This window comes from Clostridium ljungdahlii DSM 13528 (assembly GCF_000143685.1).
In the GTDB taxonomy this organism is placed as follows: Bacteria; Bacillota; Clostridia; order Clostridiales; family Clostridiaceae; genus Clostridium_B; species Clostridium_B ljungdahlii.
The window spans coordinates 575,309-597,414 of the sequence record NC_014328.1 but is presented as its reverse complement, the minus strand read 5'-3'; the positions used below and the strand labels follow the sequence as shown (position 1 = coordinate 597,414).

The following is a 22,106-nucleotide window of genomic DNA, read 5'->3' as shown; positions in this document are numbered from 1 at the left end:
TCACCTACTTAAATTTTTCTCAAACTTCATATTATAATCATCATTTTCTACCAAATTATAATGTAACTTTTCAAATATTTTTACAGAGTATATGTTTTCTTTTTTAACATAAGCTGTCAGTATAATATTCTTGTTTTCTTTCATAAGCTTATCCTGAAGCTTTTCCAAAATCTTATATCCATAACCTTTTCCACGAAATTGCTTTGATATGCTATAACTTACTACATTTTCATTTCCCTTTTTCTCAACTCTAACTATTCCTATGTTTTTATTGGAATCGGCCAATAAATAGATAAAACAATCCGGATCCTTCAATTTCTTAAAATACCAATTTACATGCTCCTCATATGGTATTTCACTATTATTAAAAGAATTTTTTCTTACCTCATCCTCATTTACCCATTCATATATTAAATCACAATGGCCTTCACCAGCAGGTATCAAAAATAAGCTGTCATCAATTTTTTTCTGTTCTATATACTTATTGATTTCTTTTACTTCAGGGTTTTTCTCTAAAAATTTTACTATTTCATTCATACCAAAATAATCTCTATCTTCAAACTGTTCATATATTATTGATATTAACTTAAAATCCTCTTCTGTATCTAGTGTCCATCTTAAATCTGAATAATCTATTTTATTTTTATATTGAAAAATATTGAAAATATTATCGTTATCCCAAATATAGGGTGTTACATGTTCCCTGTCTCTTTGAGATGTTGATTCATTAAAAGCTTTCTCCAATGCGCAAAAACTAAATACCTCCGTATCTAATCCTCTTGGATAAGTCCTGTCTATAGTATTGCTTAAATAATCGTATTTTTCTCTATTTTCCATATAGCACTGAATTATACTTTCAGTAACTTCACTATCTATGAGCGGGCAGTCAGATGTAACCCTAACAACCACATCCGCACTATTTTCTTTAGCAGCATAATAATATCTAGATAGTACATCATCCTCCGAACCCCTAAAACATTTTATCTTTAATTTTTCACATTCTTTTACAATAACATTATCCTTTTCTAATGTGGTTGTAGCTATTACTATTTCATCTACATTTTTTATTCTTCTTAATCTATCTACATCGTGCTCCAGAACAGTTTTACCACAAATCTCTTTTAATACTTTCCCTGGAAACCTTGTAGAACTAATCCTTGCCTGTACAATACAAACTACCTTCATTTCAGTCACTACCTCTTATAATAGTTTATTACTTTTTTAACTCCATCTATAACATCTGATACATCTTCATCTGTCATCTTAGGAAATAGCGGTATAGTTATCATTCTTTCATATAATTCTTCTGCATTTTTGCACAGGCCCTTTTGATAGCCTAGCTTTTGGTAATAAGGATGTAAGTATACGGGAAGGTAATGTACATTCACTCCTATATTTTCAGCCTGCAAGGCTTCAAAAATTTCTTTTCTTGTACAAGTTAATTTTTCCAAGTTCAACTTAATTACATATAGATGCCACCCTGAGTTAGAAAATTCAGCTTCACAAGGAGTAGTAATTTCAGCTACATCTTTAAAAGCTTCATTATATGTTTTAGCTATGTCTCTTCTTCTGCTTATGAATTTATCTATTTTATTCATCTGACTTGCACCTAAAGCACATTGAATATCCGTAATTCTATAGTTATAACCTAAGTCTATCTGTTCATAGTACCATGGACCTTCATTATGAGTTATCAAATCTTTATCTCTGGTTATTCCATGACTTCTAAAAAGAATCATTTTTTTATACAATTCATCATCATCCGTAACTACCATACCACCTTCGCCGCTGGTTACAGGTTTTACCGGATGAAAACTGAATTCTGTCATTTGTGCCTTTGTACCTACTTTTTTACCTTTATATTCACTTCCTAAGGCATGCGCAGAATCTTCTATTATTATGAGATTATTTTTACCTGCTATTCTTCTTATTTCATCTATATCAACAGATTGTCCTGTAAAATCTACTGGAATTATTGCTTTAGTTTTACTTGTTACTTTCTTTTCAATTTCTTTTGGATCTATGTTATATGTCTTAGGATCTATATCTGCAAATACAGGTGTACCTCCACAATATAGAACACAATTAGCTGAAGCTGCAAAAGTTATAGGTGATACTATTACTTCATCACCTTCTTTTATTCCTGCTGCAAAACAAGCCATATGCAGTGCTGCAGTACCACTAGCAACTGCCACCGCATGCTTTGCCCCTACATAGTCTGAAACTTTTTTTTCAAACTCTCTCACAGAAGGACCAGTGGTTAGAAAATCACCTTTTAGAACTTTTACTACTGATTCTATATCTTCTTCATCTATATCCTGCCTTCCATAAGATAAATATGTTTTCCTTATTGGTCTTCCACCATTGATTGCCAATTCATTCATTAATTATCTTCCCTTTCTATTTAGTGGGCATTACTTCATCATAATGTATATCATTAACTTTATATGCATCAAATATACCTAATCTATACATTTCCTGTCTTAGCTCATTTACTGTAAGCCACTGCGTGTTATTCCCAGAATTATATTCAAATCCTTCTTCTATTAGCTTTCCACCAGATGTAAAGTGTTTATCAAAACTCCACCAATCAAAATGAGGATAGATAATATAATGTTTTTCATATTCATAAGTAGTTCTTGAATCATCTCTTGTTATCATAATTTCATGCAGCTTTTCGCCTTCTCTAATTCCTATTTCTTTTATAACAACATCATCAAGCATTGCTTTAGCTAAGTCAGTTATAGTGAAAGAAGGTATCTTAGATATATAAGTTTCTCCACCTTTTGATTCATCTAATGCCTTAAATACTAATTCAACACCCTCCTCTAAGGTTATCCAGAATCTCGTCATTCTGCAATCAGTTATAGGTAATTCTTTTATCCCTTTTTCAATTAAAGACTGAAAGAAAGGGATAACTGAACCTCTGCTTCCTGCTACATTACCATATCTAACTACAGAAAATACAGTCTCATTTCCTCCTGAATAAGCATTGGCAGAAATAAATAACTTATCTGAAACAAGTTTCGTACCTCCATATAAATTAATGGGATTAACAGCCTTATCTGTTGAAAGTGCAACTACCTTCTGAACCCCTCTGTCTAAAGCTGCATCTATTATATTTTGTGCTCCATCAATATTAGTTTTTATTGCTTCGAAAGGATTGTATTCACAAGCCGGAACTTGCTTCATTGCTGCAGCATGTATAACATAGTCTACACCATTAAATGCTCTATAAAGCCTATCTCTATCTCTAATATCACCTATAAAAAACCTAATCTTATTTATTTTATCAGGGCACCTTAGCATAAAATCCTTTTTCATTAAATCTTGCTTAAATTCGTCTCTTGAGTAAATAATTATTTTCTTAGGATTATATCTTTTTAAAATCATCTCAGTAAACTTTTTTCCAAAAGAACCAGTTCCTCCAGTAATTAAAATGGATTTATCATTAAGCATTTATTGTCCTCCTATTATTTCATCTTTTATGCTGTTAACTATATTTTTAATGTTTTCATCTTTAAAAAAGTTTTTATCAAGCAAGTGGCTATTTAAATTCCCTTTTCTTAAGCTTCTTATACAAGCTAATATAAAACAATTTCTATTATTTATTCTCTCACCCTCGCATCTATCCCAATCTCTTAATGCAGTTATTATATTATCTCTAAATTCCTCAAAATTATTACATTTAAAACTGTAATCGTATTCATTATAAAACACATTTCCAAATACAAACACCGGCTTATCTTTCACTATAGCCTCATATCCTGTTGTATTGGTCAAGGTTACTACTCCCATAGATTTTTCTATTAACGCATTCATACTGAATTCAGGATGAACTAACTTTATATTAGGTACTTTTTTTAGCTCCTTGTAAAATGACAATTTCCTATTTGCAAACATTGCAGGATGTTCTTTGACGTAAATATAAGTTCCACCAGGTATGGACTTGGCTAGATTTTCTATAAATGCAAGCTGATTTAAATAGTATGGTGCAAAAGTCATTGTGGAGGATTCAGGTTGATAATGCAGTGGTGTTAAATAATATCTTTTATTTAAGTTCACATTATCGTAGTATCTCTTAAGCAATAGTGACTTTATTGGAAACACAACTTTCTTAAGTTTTTTGTTTATTTTTTCAGATATTTTGGGAGATTGATCTGCTGAATATTTTAAATCTATGTGATAGGACTTCATATATTTTTTTAATCTAATTACAAAACTTTGCATATATAACTTTCTAAACAAATTTTTGAACTTAGTTTGTTTGCTAAATTTCATGTAATCAGGTGCAGCTTGTTTTTTAAATTTCTCCAAATATTTATTAAGATATTCTCTTTCCTCTTGTGAAAAGCCATTCTTTTTATAATTAATATAAAGCTCTTTCAATCCATGACGTCTGCCCAATACATCTGAAAATTCCATCTTGTTACTGATTCTGCCATGCCAAAAAAACAGGTACTTTATTTTAAAATGCTTACTAAGATAGTAAAATATCAAATCACTTGAACTAGACAGCTCACCTATAATAACATCGTATTGTGTTTTTTCAAGCAGCATTAAAGAAAACTTAACAAGCATATATATAATTTGTTTTCTATGATTTTCACTGTAATTTATCACAAGCCTATCTGCATATAAAATCTTATTTACTGGTAAATTATAATTTAATTCAAATTTATACAGTTCATCATCTATATTTACACTTTCCCCTATGGATGTCTTACAAAATTCCGTAAAGTCATATATGTTTCTAAATACCTTTTCTTTCTTATTTAATTCATAAACATCTAAATAGTTGCGGTAACTAAACACACAACTGTCAGCAAAGCTGTTCTCATTATCAGACAATATTTCTTTAGAAATAGTGTATTCTCTTTTGGGTGCCTGCTTAGTTAAATATAAAATTTTCAATTTACTCACATCCATCTATTCTATATAACTTTTCAAAACATCTAAAACAAATACATTATATATTTTTATCAAATAGCTATAATCCATATCACCATAAATCCTATTTTCACTACAAAATTGATTTATTAATTTATCTAGTCCTAAATTGATGATTGTCGAATTATTTAATAGTGTGCTATCATTTAACCTACCTTTTACTATCTTTCCAAATTGATCGTTAAAATATAAATGAATTGTACTGGAAACTGCTTTTTTTCTTCCTGCTAAATTAATAGGTACATTTTCATCTTTTAACATTCTCATCAGTAAATATTTATTATTTATTGTAAATCCATTTCCGAACCCTGATTTGCCAATATATCTCTTGTTGGAATATTTAAATGGTATGGAAGCACTGACTTCTGCCAACTTAATATCATAAAAGGGAAATTGGCATGTATTATAGTAGTGATTGCATAGACTATCCATATATTTAATGTCATCTGTGTACTGCTGACCCCATCTTAACCATGTAATTTCATTAAATAACTCTTGATAGCTTAACTTTTCATATTCTATATTCTCTTTTATCTCTTGTTTTAACATGCTGTTTACATTATTGTTATCTATTGAACAATGTAAAAAATATTTAATCAAATATTTCTCCATATGTTCAGCATCCTTACATCTCTCCAGAGCTCTTGTAATTTTTTTATTGAACTTTAAAGCTGCAAGCTTTTTACCTAAAAAAGGAAGTACTTTAGAACTAATTTTATTTCTAAATATCATATCATCTAAAATATTAACGTATGGAGTGTGCAGCCTTGTGTCCTGACCTGTAAATATATTGTATCCATTTAGCTTTAATGATTTGAAAATACTTCCTATATACATCACACCCCAGTAAGGAAAATTCAGGTTTATTATATCTTCCAATATTTTTTCATTAATATCAGATGGATCTATTAACACTTCCCTATGCTTTAATCCAAAATAATCTGCCACTTTTTTCGCATATGGAGCTTCACTATTTTTTTGGTTTTTCACTGATACATTAAATGATTCCAGCGAACTGGTTGTGCAATTTTTTAAGGCATAACACATAACATTAGAATCTATACCACCTGACAACATTATTCCATTAATTGAACCTACTCGTTTTTGATGAGATTTTATTATTTTATTTTTTAAAGTTGATATTGATTCTTCCAAACTCATATTATTGTTAATTTCATACTTGAAACTATACACTTTTTCTTTTTTTAAAGAATTGTTATTTAAGTTAAATTCATAAATATATACTCTGCCTATTTCATAAACACCTTCGTATAACGTATATGGCTCCATTAAACAGTCCATCACATACAGCTGTTCAATTGCAAAATTACTAATTTCAACCTTTTTAATAGCTTTTGCAATACTATGAACATGCATTGACATAACCAATGTGCCATCTTTATAAAAATAATACATAGGTACAACACCATTTGGTGTTCTGAAACTATATATTTTATCTTCTACTTTATCTATAATAATAATTGCATAGTCAACTTTATATAATAAATAATTAAATAACTCTTTGCAGACACTAATATCTATAAAGCTTAAATTTTCAAATAATTTTCTTATATCATACTTGCTCTTGGAAAAAAACAGGATTTCATATCTATCCTTATGTTTAAAATATTCAACTGTTTTAGTGAAATATATATTGTACCTATCTTTTTTTATATTACTAAAATTATATTGCTCTCCAATAAATTTGCCATTTAACTCTACATTACTATCATAAGAATTTAGAAAAAATAAATTATCCTGTAATCCTATATCCAAGTTATCTCCTCCATTAATCAACTATTTTTCTATATACCTTCTTATTATTAATAGTGCCTATTTCTTTGTAACCAATTTTGTCATTATTCAATTTTGATATTGGTTTTGCCGGAATGCCACCTATTAAATATCCTTCACAATTAATTGATTTAGTTAATATACTGCCCATTCCTACAACATTGTTACTATTTACTTTTAAGCCAAAGTTAAATTTTACACCTGCCCCAATATATATATTGTTCAGTAACTTAATTTCACCTTGAACTCTATTATTTTCCAGATCAAATCCATGTGTCCAAAATTCAGTGCCATTACCTGCAATTGTGCACTTATCACCAATATAAATATCATCTGTTAAGTCAAAATAATGCTTATTAACAATAGTAGTAAAACTTCCAATAACAATATTGCCCCCAAATCCAAGTCCTACATTATTATTGTGTAAGAATTTATTATCTCTTACAATTACTGTATTACTTCCAACAATTACATTCTTACAACTTTTGAAAAAATTATACTTCAATATTGTAGAGTTTTCTTTGATTACTATTCTGCTGCAATTCTTAATTAAATTGAAGTTTCCTATAACACTTCCTCTTCCTAATTCAAAATAAACAGCATCAATATAAGAAAATCCAATTTTGCAGCTTTTATCTATTTTATAATGCAATAATTTATTGTATAAATATATTTTTAGCCTACTTATTGGAACAAGCATTAATAAGAAATTTTTTATTTTCATCATGACACCTCTGATCTTTCTTTAGCACTATTACTTAATATTACTCCATAAATAATCCAATTAATTGGATTGGTAAAATATCCTCCTCCTATTTGATATAAAAATATGAATATTAATAGTGCATATTTAAAAGTATCCTTATTAATATGTTTCCACATATAAACAAAAAGGCAGCCCAGATAAAATAAAAGTAATAATCCTCCTTCTGCTATTGCATACATAAAGGAGTTCGCTATCTTACTTACTAATCCATATGAAAGCAACATATATTCATAATAATCCGTGTTTAGATTTCCAAAGCCAATTCCTAAAAATGGATTAGACTCTAAACATGCTTTCATTCCATTAAATCCTTTAAATACCCTATAGTTAAAAGAAGAATCCGATCCGCTCATAATAGCTTGAAGCCTTAATACTATAGAACTCTGAAAATAGTTAACGAAAATAAAAATTATTGGAATCATACATAGGATTACATATATATATATAATTTTTCTTCCAACTGTAGATTTTTTTAAATTATCACGACCCAATATAAATATAACTGTAAATAAAACTAGTACAATTCCACCTAAACCACCTGAATATGCCATAATTACTAAAAGGATAACTAAATATAATAAATTCTCATAGTTTATAAAAAGCTTCTCGCAATTATTATTGTAAAATAAGATAAATAAGGCTAAAACTGCAGCATGAAATGATAATTCACTAGGCTCTATATATAAAAGTTTTAATCTGGTTGTAAGGAATTTATTAGTTAAATCATTAAATATCCAAAAAACATCTGTTTTCACAAATAAGCTGATAACAAATAGTAACATCAATAGTAACACAGCATATTTATATAGTTTAGTAACATCAATTCTGCTAAAATTATTTTTTACTGTATTTAATAAATATAAACATAAGAACATCTTACCTACAGATGCTATTCCTTTTTCAACATTCAAATCATGCAGCATAAGAATTTGGAGTATATATATAATGATTATGGGCAGTAAAAATATAAATGTAGTTGATATATTACGATATCTAAAAAAAAGGATATCTTTTAATATCAATAACGAAGCCATTATATAAAAGAGGTCAAAATTACCCCCGAAAAATTGATGTGTAACAAATAAAATACTAAGTAACCATTCCATGGTATGCCTCCAATGTTATTTGGGCAGTTTTTTTCCAAGAAAAATCCAGTGATCTTTTTAATCCCAGTTCACTTAATTTATTGATCATATCCTTATTATTTATTGTAGTAACAATTTTTTCTTCCATATCTTCCACATTCCATGGATTAAATAAAACTGCTGCATTTCCTGTTACTTCAGGTATAGAAGTAATATTTGAAGTAACAACAGGGGTTCCACATGACATTGCTTCTAAAGGCGGCAGTCCAAAGCCTTCGAATACAGACGGATATACAAATAATTTAGCTGCATTATAAAGTAATGCTAAATCTTCTTCTGACACATAATCCGTAAAAATTATATCATCCTTATATTTTGATTCATTGACAAACTTGAAAATATCGTTAAATAACCAGGCTTTTTTACCAACAACAACAAGTTTTTCATCAATCATTTTTTTATTTCTCAAGTTGATATAAGCAGTAAATAATCTGCTTAAATTTTTTCTTGGCTGAAGATTTCCTACAGTTAAAAGAAATTCTCCATTAATGTTGAATTTTTTCCTGACTTGTGATAATAATTCATAATTCTTTATAACCTTATATTTTTCACTGGCAGCTAAATACGTAACAACAATTTTATCAGGATCAATTCCATATTTATTGCTAATATCCTGCTTTGAAAAATTGGAAACAGTTAAAATTTTATCAGCCTGTTTTGCCAAAGCAGGTATCAAAATCTTATTCATCAATAAATTTTTTTTAGTAAAATACTGTGGATAATGTTCAAAAGAAATATCATGTATAGTGCCTATAATCTTGCACTTTTTCCTTATTGCCGGAAAATACTGTAAGTGAAGTACATCAAGTTTATCCTTTTGCACATAATCCGGTAAATACTTCATATATCTCTTAACTGCATTAGAAGTCTTAAAACTTTTTATTTTAATATTATTTTCATTGTCAATATTAATAAGTGATGATTTTTTTAAATCATTGAAATATAAATAAATTTCTTCATCTGTAATTAATTTAGTTATTTGCTCTATCAAATTTCTATAATATGTTTCATTACCTCCGGATTTATCACCTATAACATGTGCATCAATTCCTATTTTCATAAATTCCCCCTAATAAGACATTTTCAAAGAAATAACTAGTCAATATGCTAGCCTACTTTCTTTCAAATGCCTAAATACCAAATAATTCTTCATAGTCGTTTACAATCTTATTCCATGAGTAACTACTAATTATTCTATTTTTAGCATTTTCAGATAATTTATTAATATTACTTATATCCAATTTATCTATTTCTTTAATTAAGGTTGACAAGTCACCCCTACTTTTCTTAAAGTAAATAGCTCCATCCCTGCCAACTTCCCTATTAAAATTAACATCTACAAGTAAATTTAACTGAGTACTTGCTAAAGCTTCTAATAAGGAAGGATTTGTTCCCCCTACTTCATGGCCGTGTATATAAGCATAGGCATTTTCTCTGATTTTTTTAATTAACTCCTGATCATAAACTGTACCAACAAACTTTATACGTTTATCTTTATCAAAGTGGGTTTTTAATAATAACTCATCATAAAACTTATTTTTTTCAACATTAGTTATAATAACTAAATCTTTATCAGTTTTTGATGCCATAATTTCTCTAATCATAACTTCATAATTATTTTCAGGAACAAATCTTCCAACAATCAAATAGTATTGTTTAGATTTAATACCATTTTTATAAAACCAATTTAATAGCTTTGGATCACCATCTGGTAAAGTTGATTTTTTGATATCTGCACCATAAGCTATAAATGTAGTATTAGGATTATACTCTTTATACTCTTCCTTTACATATTCTTCAATTCCAAGTGAATCACATACTAAAAAATCTGCATGCCTTACCATTAGTCTTTCAGAATATTTCCAGTATGCTTTTACTGCTTTGTTCCACTTGCTCCTTTTCCATTCATGTCCATCAGGATTAACATATACTTTAATGCCCTGCTTCTCTAATTTTTTTTTATAAAAAGCTAAAAAGGGACCTATTCTACAAGCTAGTATATAAATAATAGAATCTTTTAAATTATTTTTCTTTATATATTTTTCAGCCATTTTTAATGCCTTTATATCATATAGAACGGCCCTAGCACTTCCTATATTCTTTACTTTAACATTGAAGCATCGTGCATTATTATATTCAAACTCTTTTTCATCTTCTGCCAAACATGCTACATGATACTTAATATCAATATTTTTTTTATGAAAAGTAAGTTTATCAACAAATGTCTCAAAACCACCATATCTTGCAGGTATGCCTTTTGAACCTATAATAAAAATATTTTTCATTTTTTTGTATCCACCTTAGCAAATTTTATCTAATATTTTTAGTTCTTAACTTGCATTTTTATCTCCAAAAAATACACCTAAAGTTTTAAATATTAACTTTATATCTAAAAGCGTGCTCCTGTCCTTTATGTATTTCAAATCTAGTTTCATCCATTCATCAAAATCAATGCTGCTTCTGCCCATAACTTGCCAGTAACATGTAAGACCTGGCTTTGCTAAAAGTTTAATTTTCTGCTGAGAAGTAAATTTTGCAACTTCTTTCGGAAGATTAGGTCTCGGACCTACCAGTGACATTTCACCTTTTATCACATTAAACAACTGTGGAAGCTCATCAATACTGGTTTTTCTTATAAACCTTCCCACTCTTGTAATCCTTGGATCTTGTTTTATTTTAAATATAGGTCCTGTCATTTCATTCTTATGTTGAAGGTTGTCCAAAAGTTGTTCTGCATCATGGGTCATAGACCTTAGCTTGTACATTTTGAAAATTTTACCGTTTTTTCCCACCCTAGCCTGTGAAAATATAATAGGGCCTTTAGAATCAAGCTTAATTGTAACTGCCACTACAAACATAATAGGAAAAAAGGCAATAATTCCAATAAAAGACAAAATTATATCCATAATTCTCTTAAGAAAATGATAGCCAGCACTTTTTTCATATTTCTCCATACTTTTCACCATTATTTTAATAGATTCGATTTGCAGCCCATTCAATGGAAAATCCCCACCTTTTTTTACTAATTAGGTCTACATAACCCCCTCATATCTAATAATAATGTGATATTTGAGTATAAACAAGTTTAAAATATAAGCAGTTTTGTCAAGTTTAATGAAAAAATACTAAACTATGATTTTTTGTCAAATTGGGGTAGATATATACTGCAATTTGTCTAGAAAAGTATGAAATCTTAGGCAAAAAATAACCACCAATTAGCAGTAATTCTAAACAAAAAATCAACTTATATAAGCCATATACTAACAAATTTCATCACCTTAAAAACTTTAATAAGTCTAAAGCTCGGTATTTCCAAAATCTAAGGTAAGCGTCAAATAAGAAGTTGGATAGAAAGTGTTTAAAAAATGTGAGATAATCTTCTAAAATAAGTTTTAAAGTTTTTAAAGTTAACTTGAAAAACTTTAATAGGAGATTTTAAATGGATGTACAAAAAACAACACAGGATTATAGAATGAATAAATGGATTAAGACTATACGTGAATGCATGGACAGTGGAGAAAATGTATCTTCTTGGTGCAGGAATAATGGAATTAAGACAAACAGTTATTACTACTGGTTAAGGAAAATACGTGCGGCTGCCTGTAAAGCACTGCCTTCAATAAACCATCAGGAACAAATAGTTCCAATGGATATGTCCAAAATATCTAATGCCATCTCTACAGATACAGATTATGTTTCTTCAGAAACATCTCAAGCTGATGTTATTGTCCATTTAGGCTCTGCAGTACTTGAAATTCACAACAGTGCCTCGGAGAGTTTAATTCAGAATGTTATAAAGGTGCTCAAAAATGTTGGGTGATATTTCAAAAGCAGAGAAGGTATATATTGCAACTGGATATACAGATATGAGAAAATCCATTGATGGACTTGCTGCAATTGTACAGCAGAATTTTGAGCTGAATCCATTCCAAAATAGCTTATTTTTGTTCTGTGGTCGGAAAAGAGACAGAATGAAGGCATTATATTGGGAGGGTGATGGCTTTGTACTTCTTTATAAAAGATTAGAAAATGGACGTTTTCAGTGGCCCCAGGATGCACAGGCAGTAAAATGCATAACTCCCCGGGAATTTCGGTGGCTCCTGGAAGGACTGTCATTGAATCAGCCGAAGGCTGTAAAAAAGGTAGATGTACAAAATGCCCTCTAGTGTCAGAGAAATCTGAAATCATGCGGTTTTATAGAAATTCATGGTATAATAATAGATATAAAAAATAGTAAAGGAACTGTCTCAATTATGTATACCAAAAATGAAATTTTAGAGCTTAAAAATCGCATAATACAACTGGAGAAGGAGAATAAAACTCTCCATGAGACAGTTGAATTTTTAACACACAAGTTATTTGGCAGGAGCAGTGAAAAAACATCTGTAATTGCAGGTCAGATAAACCTTTTTAATGAAGTAGAAACAGAAAGCAAGCCGTCTGCGCCAGAACCAACATTACAAGAAGTAGCAAACTACCGACGTAAGAAATTCAATGGACAACGGGCAGAACTTCTAAAAGATATTCCCCATGATACAGTAATTTGTGGTCTTGAAGAAGACGAACGTTTCTGTGAAAAATGTGGAACATCTCTAGTAAGCATTGGCAGCGAATTTATTCGCACAGAATTAGAATTTATTCCAGCAAAAGTTCGTGTTATTGACTATTACCGGGAATCTTACGAATGTAGGAAATGCAGAAAAGAAGGATTGCCTTATATAGAGAAATCACCAATGCCGTACCCTGTAGTACAGCATTCAATGGCTTCACCATCTACGGTTGCCCATATCATGTATGAGAAATTTGTAGATGCCCTTCCACTATACCGTCAGGAGAAAGAATGGGAGTCACTGGGGGTAAAGCTAAGCCGTGCAACAATGAGTAACTGGATTATGGTTGCAGCTAGAGATTGGCTGATACCACTTACAAAATTGATGCACCAGAAACTTATTGAAGAAAAATATGTGCATGCAGATGAGACACCTGTACAGGTACTTATGGAACCTGGAAGGAAAAACGCATCTGAATCCTATATGTGGGTATACAGTACGTATGCAGGTAGTCAGACACCTATAAGGTTGTTTGATTACAAGCCTTCAAGAAGTGGAAATTGTCCACAAAAATTTTTAAAAGGTTTTAAAGGATACCTTCATACCGACTGTTATAGTGGGTACAATAAAGTACCTGAAGTAATAAGATGCCTGTGCTGGACACATCTTAGAAGGTATTTTGTTGAAGCACTTCCGAAAGACATAAAAAGTCCAGAAGCTACACTTCCGGCAATAGGAATTGACTTTTGCAATAAACTCTTTTCAGAAGAAAAACTACTTGTGAATCTTACACCTGAGGAGCGAAAAACGAAGCGTCTTGAAACGGAAAAACCGATTCTTGAGGCCTTTTGGAGCTGGGCTAATTCTATAAAACAGAGCTGTCTTCCAAAATCAAGGCTCGGTAAGGCAGTAGATTATGCAGTAAAGAATAAAGAAGGATTTATGAACTATCTGATGGATGGAAATTGTGCTATTTCAAACAACCTATCAGAAAATAGCATAAGACCATTTACGATAGGAAGAAAAAACTGGCTTTTCAGTGGAAGTCCAAGGGGAGCTGAAGCCAGTGCAGCAGTTTATAGTATAATTGAAACTGCTAAAGCTAACGGCCTTGAGCCCTATAGTTATCTCAAGTTTTTGTTTAAAAATTTACCAGGTGTTCAATTTGAAGCACATCCAGAATTCCTGGATGAATACCTGCCATGGGACCAATGGGTTCAATCTTCATGCAAAAAGAAAGCATAATAAATTACGACCATTTTAATGAATGGTCGTTTATTTTTTATGCTTATACACCGGGTAGTTTATCGCTTACTATATTTAGTGCTTGACGTCTGGTAATGCTCCCCTGATTTCTCATCACATCTAATATTGCTTGAAACTGAGGATTATAAGAATTGGAAGCTCCGGCCCCTTTCTCAATATTATCTTTATTAGATGTATAATTTAAATTGGGAAGCATAACTTGAAATGCACCATCTGCTGCTCTAATTGTAGGCTGAATATTGCTCTCTTTATAGCTTGATACTATTTTAGCAATACCTGTACCATATGCCTCGATGAGTTTTAAGCGGTAAAATAAATTTGCAAGTTTTTCATTTCTAGGTTGTGACACACCAAGCATGATGGATTCAATTGATAATCCAGGAACAAGTCCTCCAAGAGATATAAATTCCATACGATCATCATAAATATTAATAAGCGTACTTCCACTAAATGAGTACTCTCTATGTACAATACTATTTAACAAGGCCTCACGGATAGCTCCTGGTGGATAATCTCTTTTATCAATTCTATCTAATCCTACAAAAGTTGCCTTTGTTTTATTCAATAAATCAATATATTCATAGGAATCAGAGAGCTGCTTTAACAATGAACCATAATATTCTCTACGGTCTTTAAAAACACTTTTATCCGAACCTTCAAAGTAAGCAATTTTTATAGAATGTACACATTGATCAGAGAATTTCATTAGCTGCATATTGAAATATCAAATCCTGGTTAAAAGAACGAACCTTTTCATAATTATCTCCATCTTAATTATCAGATAGTTAACTATCTCAAATATTTGTCGCTACTCGATATGCGACTAATAAAAGGTCGAGTTCAAATGTTTTTTAAGCTCTGTCCTATAGGATGGAGCTTTTATTTTATAGGGGGACATAGTAAAAATGAAGCCAGGAAACTTTTACTTTTTAAGAAACGATTATTTTGCTGACTTTCCAGATGATAAACTAATGGGGAATAAAGAAATGGTACAAGGTGTTTCACATGATCGCCATTGTTTTTATGCTTTTTATGATGATTCTACTTCTTTATATTGGTTAATTCCATTCTCTTCACGAGTGTCAAAATTTAAATCAATAAAGGAATAAAATTAATTTTCCCTAATGTACTACAAATAGAAAAAGAACTAATTAAAGAAATAAATGGGTAAAAATAACTTTGGGCATTTATCTTCAGTTGTTATCAATTCTAGTTGTTTAGGCAATTAGTTATTTAAAAAAGTAGCTATACCAATTGCGTGGGTGGGCTACTTTTTTATTTTATCCGATGACTACCTACTTATACTCTTTAAGTGTAGGCCACAACTTATCCTTTTCAGAGAAAATAATATTATCAATTCCTTCAAGAGGCCATTTTATGTTTATGTCAGTATCATTCCATATAATGCCCCCCTCATCTTCAGGATGATAAAACTCAGTGCATTTATAGCAAAATTCCGCTTCATCTGAAAGTACCAAAAAACCGTGGGCAAATCCCTTTGGAATGTAAAACTGTTTCTTATTTTCCTCAGACAGTGTAACTCCTACCCACTTTCCATAGGTACTAGATCCATCTCGTAAATCTACAGCAACATCAAATACCTTTCCTTTTACCACTCTCACCAATTTTCCCTGAGAATAATTCTTTTGGAAATGAAGTCCTCTTAAAACCCCTTTTTTTGATTTGGACTGATTATCTTGGACAAAGACCATATCAAGACCTGATGCCTTAAATTCATTATAATTATATGTTTCCATAAAATAGCCGCGGTTATCTCCAAAAATTCCTGTTTCTATTACATATACTCCCTTTATTTCTGTTTTTACGAAATTAAATTTACCTATTTTAATCATGTCCCTTCATATTTCAATTCACAATGCAAAATTTATAGTTATCAATATAAATTAAAGTTTAAAGTTCAAATAACAAATATCAAATGTGCAAAATCTTCTTTCTGTGTCAGAAAATAATTATATTCATTTCGCCTATTGCAAAATCTCATTATTTGTTCTTTGATATTTGATTTTTGTTATTCATTCTTATACAATTTTTGTATAAATGATTTAAGTGCATCTTTCCAGTGCCTCATGTTATCACCAATAGTACATCGGAGCATCATATTATCAAGTGAAGAAAATTCCGGTCTTTTAGCTGCTCTATTGAGATTCTCCGAAGTCATAGGAGATACAGTGCAGTCTATACCAGCATAGTCCACAATTTTACAGGCAAAATCATACCAGCTGCACTCCCCATTACCAGTGCAGTGATATACACCATATTCATCAGTAAGAGCAAGCTTTAAAATGTGGTAGGCTAAATCTTCAGCATTAGTAGGATTACCTCTCTGGTCATTTACCACATCTAAATGTCCTCTTTCTTTTGCAGCTTTTAATATAGTGTATACAAAATTTTTCCCATATAAGCCATATAGCCAGGACGTCCTTACTATAAAATACCTGCTGCAATTTTCTTTAATATACTGCTCCCCCAAAAGTTTAGTCTTTCCGTAAACACTAACAGGATCAGGTAGATCGTATTCCCTAAAAGGAACAGTACCTCTGCCGTTAAAAACATAATCAGTAGAAATATGTATAAGTCTTATTTTTGTATTCTGTGAAGCTAATGCTAAATTTCTAGCTCCTAAAGAATTCACCTTAAGGGCACTTTCAAAATCAGTTTCGCACTTATCCACATTGGTATAGGCAGCACAATTTATAATTATGCTCGGTGCATAATCAGTTACAAAATTTCTGACATCAGCTAATTTAGTTATATCCAATTCTCTCTTGTTGGGAAATCGCACTTCAGCATCAGAATAAACTTTATCAAGTGCTCCTATTTCAGATTTTCCACTAACCAAAATTTTTCGAAGCTGCCCAGCAAGCTGACCTTTTCCTCCTGTAATCAATACTTTCAATTGTATTCACTCCTAAAATATCAATAATGTTTTCTATCAAGTAAACTTAAAATATATTTTCCGTAAGCAACTTTTTTAAGAGGCTCTGCCAGCTTTATCAGCTGCTTATCATCTATGTATCCTTGTCTATATGCAATTTCCTCTATGCAAGCTATGTAAAGTCCCTGTCTTGTCTGAACAGCTTCCACAAAATTAGCAGCATTTAAAAGTCCCTGGGGAGTTCCAGTATCAAGCCAGGCCATTCCTCTTCCAAAGAGTTCTACTTTAAGTTTACCTCTTTTTAAATACTCATTATTTACATCTGTAATTTCAAGTTCTCCCCTTGGAGAAGGCTCTATATTCTTTGCTATATCCACCACATCATTATTGTAGAAATAGAGTCCCGGCACTGCATAATCGGATTTTGGCTTTGAAGGTTTTTCCTCTATGGAAATAACATTAAAATCTTTATCAAATTCCACTACACCAAAATCTTTAGGATTGCTTACATGATATCCAAAAATAGTTGAACAATCCTGCCTGTCTGAAGCAGCCTTCAATCTTTCAGTAAAGCCATATCCATGAAATACATTATCCCCTAAAACAAGAACTACATCGTCATTTCCAATAAATTTTTCTCCAACTATAAATGCTTCCGCAAGTCCTTTTGGCTCATACTGCACTTCATACTGAAAGTGAAGTCCAAGCTGACTTCCATCACCAAAAAGTTCTTTAAATGTACCCATATCCCTTGGTGTTGATATAATAAGTATATCACGTATTCCTGCTAGCATAAGCACAGAAAGTGGATAATAAATCATAGGTTTATCATATATTGGAACAATCTGTTTTGATATTGCCTTAGTCATAGGATAAAGCCTGGTTCCAGATCCTCCCGCCAGTATTATACCTTTTCTCATAATTAACAATTCACCTCAATTTAAAGTTCAGATAACAAATATCAAATTAGGAAAATTTTCTTCCTGCGTCAGAAAATCATTATATTTATTTTTCCTATGGCAAAATTTCACTATTTGTTCTTTGATATTTGATCTTTGTTATTTGTTTTTATACATTTTCTCATAGTATTTCTTATAATCTCCAGAGGTTACATTATCCATCCAATCTTTATTATCCAAATACCACTTTATAGTTTTCACTATACCATCTTCAAATTTAGTTTCAGGATACCAACCAAGTTCATCCTTAATCTTTGTAGGATCAATGCCATATCTCCTGTCATGTCCTTTTCTATCTTCTACATACTTTATAAGATTTTCACCTACAGAAGAATCTACATTGTCATGTATATATGAAATTATTGTTTTAACTATATGAATGTTTGTTCTCTCATTATGTCCGCCTATGTTATAAACTTCACCGCACTGGCCACTATTTATAACCATGTCTATAGCTTTGCAGTGATCTTCTACATAAAGCCAATCTCTTATGTTAAGTCCATCACCGTACACGGGAATATCTCTTTTATTTAAGCAGTTATTTATAACAAGGGGAATGAGTTTTTCTGGGAATTGATAGGCACCATAGTTATTGGAGCACCTGGTTATATTTACAGGCATTTTATAGGTGTCGAAATATGCCTTTACCATCAAATCAGCAGAAGCTTTGCTTGAAGAATAAGGGCTGTGAGAATCAAGAGGGGTTTTTTCCGTAAAATATCCTTCTTTCCCAAGGGAACCATAGACTTCATCTGTAGAAACCTGAAGATATTTTTTACCTTCTTTAAAACCATCTTCTACAGTCCACGCATTTTTAGCAGTATCTAAAAGTGCCACAGTACCTAGAACATTTGTTTTTACAAATACTTCAGGATCTCTTATGCTCCTGTCTACATGAGATTCTGCTGCAAAATTTATTACATAATCTATATCATATTTTTGAAATAGCTGTTGAAGTTTTTCCCTGTCACATATGTCTCCTTGAATGAAGATATAGTTAGAGTTTTTAGATATAGATTTTAAGTTTTCAAGATTACCTGCATAGGTTAGCTTGTCATAGTTTATTATTTTTATATCTGAATACTTTTTAAGCATATAGTGAATAAAGTTGGAGCCAATAAAGCCTGCTCCTCCCGTTACTAAATATGTTTTCATATTGGCATACCTCTCTTTTTCCGTATAAGTTATATAATTAATTCATCATATAATCAAACTTATTTTCTTCCATAATCATCTTCAAATCTTACAATATCATCTTCCTCTAGATAGTTGCCCATCTGAACTTCAATAATCTCAAGAGGTACCTTCCCTGGATTCTCAAGTCTGTGCTTTTGACCAGGTTTTATGAAAATACTTTCTCCTGCAGGTACCAGCCTTTCTACATCATCTATTGTCATTTTGGCCATTCCTTTAACAACTATCCAATGCTCACTTCTATGATAATGCATCTGATAGCTTAACTTTTTACCCTGACTCACTTTGATTCTCTTGATTTTAAAGGAATTTTTCTCTTCCTCTAGAACTTTATAACTACCCCAAGGCCTATAATCTTGAACATGATATTCTACTCTACTATCATTTCTCTCTTTTAAGGTTTGTACAATTTTCTTTACCTTTTGTGACTGGTCTTTTTTGCAAATGAGCAAAGCATCCCTATTATCTACTACAATTAAATCATTGACACCTACTGCTGTTACTAGCTTGCCTTTTTCTGAATATATGTAATTGTCCTTTGAATCAATGAGTACATTATCACCATCGGATATGTTATTATTTTCATCTTTATCAAAGACTTCATAAAAGGAATCAAAGCTGCCAAGATCATTCCAACCTATATCCACAGGTGCAACAGCAACATTTTTACTTTTTTCCATAATACCATAGTCTATTGAAATTTTTTCATCTATTTTACTAAAAGCTTCTTTTACATTATTGCTGCTGTCAAAAGCATTGTATATGTTTGGAGCATAATGCTTTACTTCGTTTATAAAAATCTCAGTGTTAAACATAAATATTCCTGCATTCCAATAATACCCTTCATCCACATAGGTTGCAGCAATTTCAGCTTCCGGTTTTTCTTTAAATTCTTTTACTTCATAGCCATTTAATTTTTGATTTCCCGGTGCAATGTATCCATAGCCAGTGTTTGGATTATCAGGTTTAATGCCAAAGGTTATAATTGAATCAATGGTTAACGGTTCTGAATTTTTAATAATATTTGCAAATTCCTGACCTTTTGTAATCATATGGTCAGAAGGAAAAACAACTACTGTATCACTACTCTTTTTAGCTATTTCATAAACACCTGCATAAATTGCAGGCAGAGTATTTTTAGCTTCAGGTTCAACAATGATGTTAGTTTTACTATATTCATAACCTAGTTCTTCAACAGAACCCATTACTAAAAATTTATACTTTTCGTTTGTTACTATATATATATCATTCAATTGTGCTAATAATAAACTTCTCTTAAAGGTTTCCTGAAACAAGGATGGCTTATCACCTTGCAATTTAATAAATTGTTTTGGATATCTATCACGACTAAGGGGCCACAGCCTTGTCCCACTTCCACCTGCTAGAATTATTATTTTCATTTGTTTCACCCTCTAATCTTTTATAATGGGATTATTATACACATGTAGTGATTAAAAATCTGACTCATTCTAATGCAATTTCTACAACACTAGCTCTAAATTATTTAGCTATCCTTTAACTGTTATATTACATTTTTATCTCCCTTATATAACTTATTGCATTTAGTTGATATGTATTTATCAAATATAATGTAATTTAAGAGCAGTATTCACGTGATCAATAGATTTTTGAATAAAATTGAAGCTACTAAAACTTATAATTTTATTCTACCTCATTATTTTTCCTATATGAACAAAACTGTATCTTTCATCAACCCTATTTAATAAACCATCTATATAATATTTTAAAATATTTAAGCTTTGCTTTTTTAATACAATTTTATATATTGTTTGTAAAAATAAATATACATAAAAGCAAATTAACTGAATTAAATTAGCATTTCTTTTTTCAAAAACAACTCTATTTCTATGCATAAAATATTCACTTAAACCTGATACTTTATTAATTGATGCTGATCCTTTATGATTAACCTTTGCATTACAATAACATACAATATCATAGCCCATTTTTTTTGCTTTTAGGCACCATTCAGTCTCTTCAAAAAATAGAAAATAATTCTCAGGAATTAATCCTATTTCATCTAATATTTCTTTTCTAACTAAAATACATGCCCCACCTATATAATCGCATTTTATTACTTTTTGATTTACCACATCTTCCATCTTACCAGAATTTAAAGATGGTACACTCCCCTTATAAAGATTAACTATAGCACCTGTAGATTGAATAACTCTTTTATTACTATATTCACAAATCATTGGTCCAACCATAGCTGTATTATGATTGCTATACAAATATTTAACAAGTTCTTCTAAAAAGCACTTCTCAACTATAACATCATTATTTAAAATACATATATAATCAGAATTATTTTTTACTGCATACCTTATACCAACATTATTACCACCAGCATAACCTAGATTTTTTCCAGTTTGTATAATTATACATTGATTAAACTTTTCTTTTAATATCTTCTCTGATTCATCAGTGGAATTATTATCAACTATTACAATCTTATAATTTTTATAATTTATTTTTTTTAAACTGTTAACACACTCAATGGTATCTTTATATCCATTATAATTTAATATGATTATATAAACTAACGGTTCAATCTCCATTTTT

Annotated in this window: 21 protein-coding genes; 4 read left to right on the top strand and 17 right to left on the bottom strand. The window is 30.6% G+C overall.

Annotated features, from left to right (window positions below):
• The 10 genes from CLJU_RS23265 to CLJU_RS02660 form a co-directional block, all read right to left on the bottom strand.
• Positions 1-1,185, bottom strand: coding sequence for a GNAT family N-acetyltransferase (locus CLJU_RS23265; protein ID WP_013237232.1), 1,185 nt, complete (start codon positions 1,183-1,185; stop codon positions 1-3).
• 8 nt (positions 1,186-1,193) lie between these two features.
• Positions 1,194-2,384: a UDP-4-amino-4,6-dideoxy-N-acetyl-beta-L-altrosamine transaminase gene (gene pseC / locus CLJU_RS02700; protein ID WP_013237231.1), complete on the bottom strand. Its 1,191-nt coding sequence runs from the start codon at positions 2,382-2,384 to the stop codon at positions 1,194-1,196.
• A 16-nt stretch (positions 2,385-2,400) separates the two neighbouring features.
• Positions 2,401-3,459 (bottom strand): UDP-N-acetylglucosamine 4,6-dehydratase (inverting), encoded by a 1,059-nt coding sequence (gene pseB, locus CLJU_RS02695; RefSeq protein ID WP_013237230.1) that lies wholly within the window; start codon positions 3,457-3,459, stop codon positions 2,401-2,403.
• Entirely contained in the window at positions 3,460-4,914 is a 1,455-nt protein-coding gene (locus CLJU_RS02690; protein ID WP_013237229.1) for a capsular polysaccharide export protein, LipB/KpsS family, read from the bottom strand. It abuts the gene before it with no gap.
• 15 nt (positions 4,915-4,929) lie between these two features.
• Entirely contained in the window at positions 4,930-6,726 is a 1,797-nt protein-coding gene (locus CLJU_RS02685; RefSeq protein WP_013237228.1) for an asparagine synthase-related protein, read from the bottom strand.
• A gap of 13 nt (positions 6,727-6,739) precedes the next feature.
• On the bottom strand, positions 6,740-7,468 hold the full coding sequence (locus CLJU_RS02680; RefSeq protein WP_013237227.1) for an acyltransferase: 729 nt from the start codon (positions 7,466-7,468) through the stop codon (positions 6,740-6,742).
• Positions 7,468-8,616, bottom strand: a complete 1,149-nt coding sequence (locus CLJU_RS02675; protein WP_023162742.1) for an O-antigen polymerase — start codon at positions 8,614-8,616, stop codon at positions 7,468-7,470. The genes CLJU_RS02680 and CLJU_RS02675 overlap by 1 nt, the downstream gene beginning before the upstream one ends.
• Positions 8,600-9,715 (bottom strand): glycosyltransferase family 4 protein, encoded by a 1,116-nt coding sequence (locus CLJU_RS02670; RefSeq protein WP_013237225.1) that lies wholly within the window; start codon positions 9,713-9,715, stop codon positions 8,600-8,602. Before CLJU_RS02670 ends, CLJU_RS02675 begins: the two co-directional genes overlap by 17 nt.
• Positions 9,716-9,785: 70 nt before the next feature.
• Positions 9,786-10,940: a beta 1-4 rhamnosyltransferase Cps2T gene (gene cps2T / locus CLJU_RS02665; protein WP_013237224.1), complete on the bottom strand. Its 1,155-nt coding sequence runs from the start codon at positions 10,938-10,940 to the stop codon at positions 9,786-9,788.
• Positions 10,941-10,985: 45 nt separating this feature from the next.
• Complete coding sequence (locus CLJU_RS02660) at positions 10,986-11,621, bottom strand: sugar transferase (RefSeq protein ID WP_049781906.1); 636 nt, start codon at positions 11,619-11,621, stop codon at positions 10,986-10,988.
• A gap of 473 nt (positions 11,622-12,094) precedes the next feature.
• On the opposite strand from CLJU_RS02660, the gene tnpA reads away from it, so the two are divergent.
• From tnpA to tnpC, 3 genes are all read left to right on the top strand, one after another.
• A complete protein-coding gene (gene tnpA / locus CLJU_RS02655) occupies positions 12,095-12,475 on the top strand; it encodes an IS66 family insertion sequence element accessory protein TnpA (protein ID WP_013237222.1) in 381 nt (126 codons plus the stop codon).
• Positions 12,465-12,821 (top strand): IS66 family insertion sequence element accessory protein TnpB, encoded by a 357-nt coding sequence (tnpB, locus tag CLJU_RS02650; protein WP_013237221.1) that lies wholly within the window; start codon positions 12,465-12,467, stop codon positions 12,819-12,821. Before tnpA ends, tnpB begins: the two co-directional genes overlap by 11 nt.
• An 87-nt stretch (positions 12,822-12,908) precedes the next feature.
• The gene (gene tnpC / locus CLJU_RS02645; RefSeq protein WP_013237220.1) at positions 12,909-14,450 is read left to right on the top strand and encodes an IS66 family transposase; all 1,542 of its coding nucleotides are present in this window, start codon (positions 12,909-12,911) and stop codon (positions 14,448-14,450) included.
• A gap of 43 nt (positions 14,451-14,493) precedes the next feature.
• Here tnpC and CLJU_RS02640 read toward each other — a convergent pair whose 3' ends face one another.
• Positions 14,494-15,186 (bottom strand): ATP-binding protein, encoded by a 693-nt coding sequence (locus CLJU_RS02640; protein ID WP_013237219.1) that lies wholly within the window; start codon positions 15,184-15,186, stop codon positions 14,494-14,496.
• Positions 15,187-15,376: 190 nt separating this feature from the next.
• Between CLJU_RS02640 and CLJU_RS02635 the strand changes: the two genes are divergently transcribed.
• Positions 15,377-15,580 carry a hypothetical protein gene (locus CLJU_RS02635; RefSeq protein WP_013237218.1) on the top strand — a complete coding sequence of 68 codons (204 nt, stop codon included), beginning with the start codon at positions 15,377-15,379 and terminating at the stop codon, positions 15,578-15,580.
• A gap of 186 nt (positions 15,581-15,766) precedes the next feature.
• On the opposite strand, the gene rfbC is transcribed toward CLJU_RS02635, so the two are convergent.
• From rfbC to CLJU_RS02605, 6 genes are all read right to left on the bottom strand, one after another.
• Positions 15,767-16,315 (bottom strand): dTDP-4-dehydrorhamnose 3,5-epimerase, encoded by a 549-nt coding sequence (gene rfbC / locus CLJU_RS02630; RefSeq protein WP_041705260.1) that lies wholly within the window; start codon positions 16,313-16,315, stop codon positions 15,767-15,769.
• A gap of 185 nt (positions 16,316-16,500) precedes the next feature.
• Positions 16,501-17,388 carry a dTDP-4-dehydrorhamnose reductase gene (rfbD, locus tag CLJU_RS02625; protein ID WP_013237216.1) on the bottom strand — a complete coding sequence of 296 codons (888 nt, stop codon included), beginning with the start codon at positions 17,386-17,388 and terminating at the stop codon, positions 16,501-16,503.
• A 20-nt stretch (positions 17,389-17,408) separates the two neighbouring features.
• Positions 17,409-18,287 carry a glucose-1-phosphate thymidylyltransferase RfbA gene (gene rfbA, locus CLJU_RS02620; protein WP_013237215.1) on the bottom strand — a complete coding sequence of 293 codons (879 nt, stop codon included), beginning with the start codon at positions 18,285-18,287 and terminating at the stop codon, positions 17,409-17,411.
• Positions 18,288-18,425: 138 nt separating this feature from the next.
• Complete coding sequence (rfbB, locus tag CLJU_RS02615) at positions 18,426-19,481, bottom strand: dTDP-glucose 4,6-dehydratase (RefSeq protein ID WP_013237214.1); 1,056 nt, start codon at positions 19,479-19,481, stop codon at positions 18,426-18,428.
• A 59-nt stretch (positions 19,482-19,540) separates the two neighbouring features.
• Positions 19,541-20,920 carry a mannose-1-phosphate guanylyltransferase/mannose-6-phosphate isomerase gene (locus tag CLJU_RS02610; protein WP_013237213.1) on the bottom strand — a complete coding sequence of 460 codons (1,380 nt, stop codon included), beginning with the start codon at positions 20,918-20,920 and terminating at the stop codon, positions 19,541-19,543.
• Between the two features lie 267 nt (positions 20,921-21,187).
• Positions 21,188-22,102, bottom strand: coding sequence for a glycosyltransferase family 2 protein (locus CLJU_RS02605; protein WP_013237212.1), 915 nt, complete (start codon positions 22,100-22,102; stop codon positions 21,188-21,190).
• Positions 22,103-22,106: the final 4 nt, after the last annotated feature.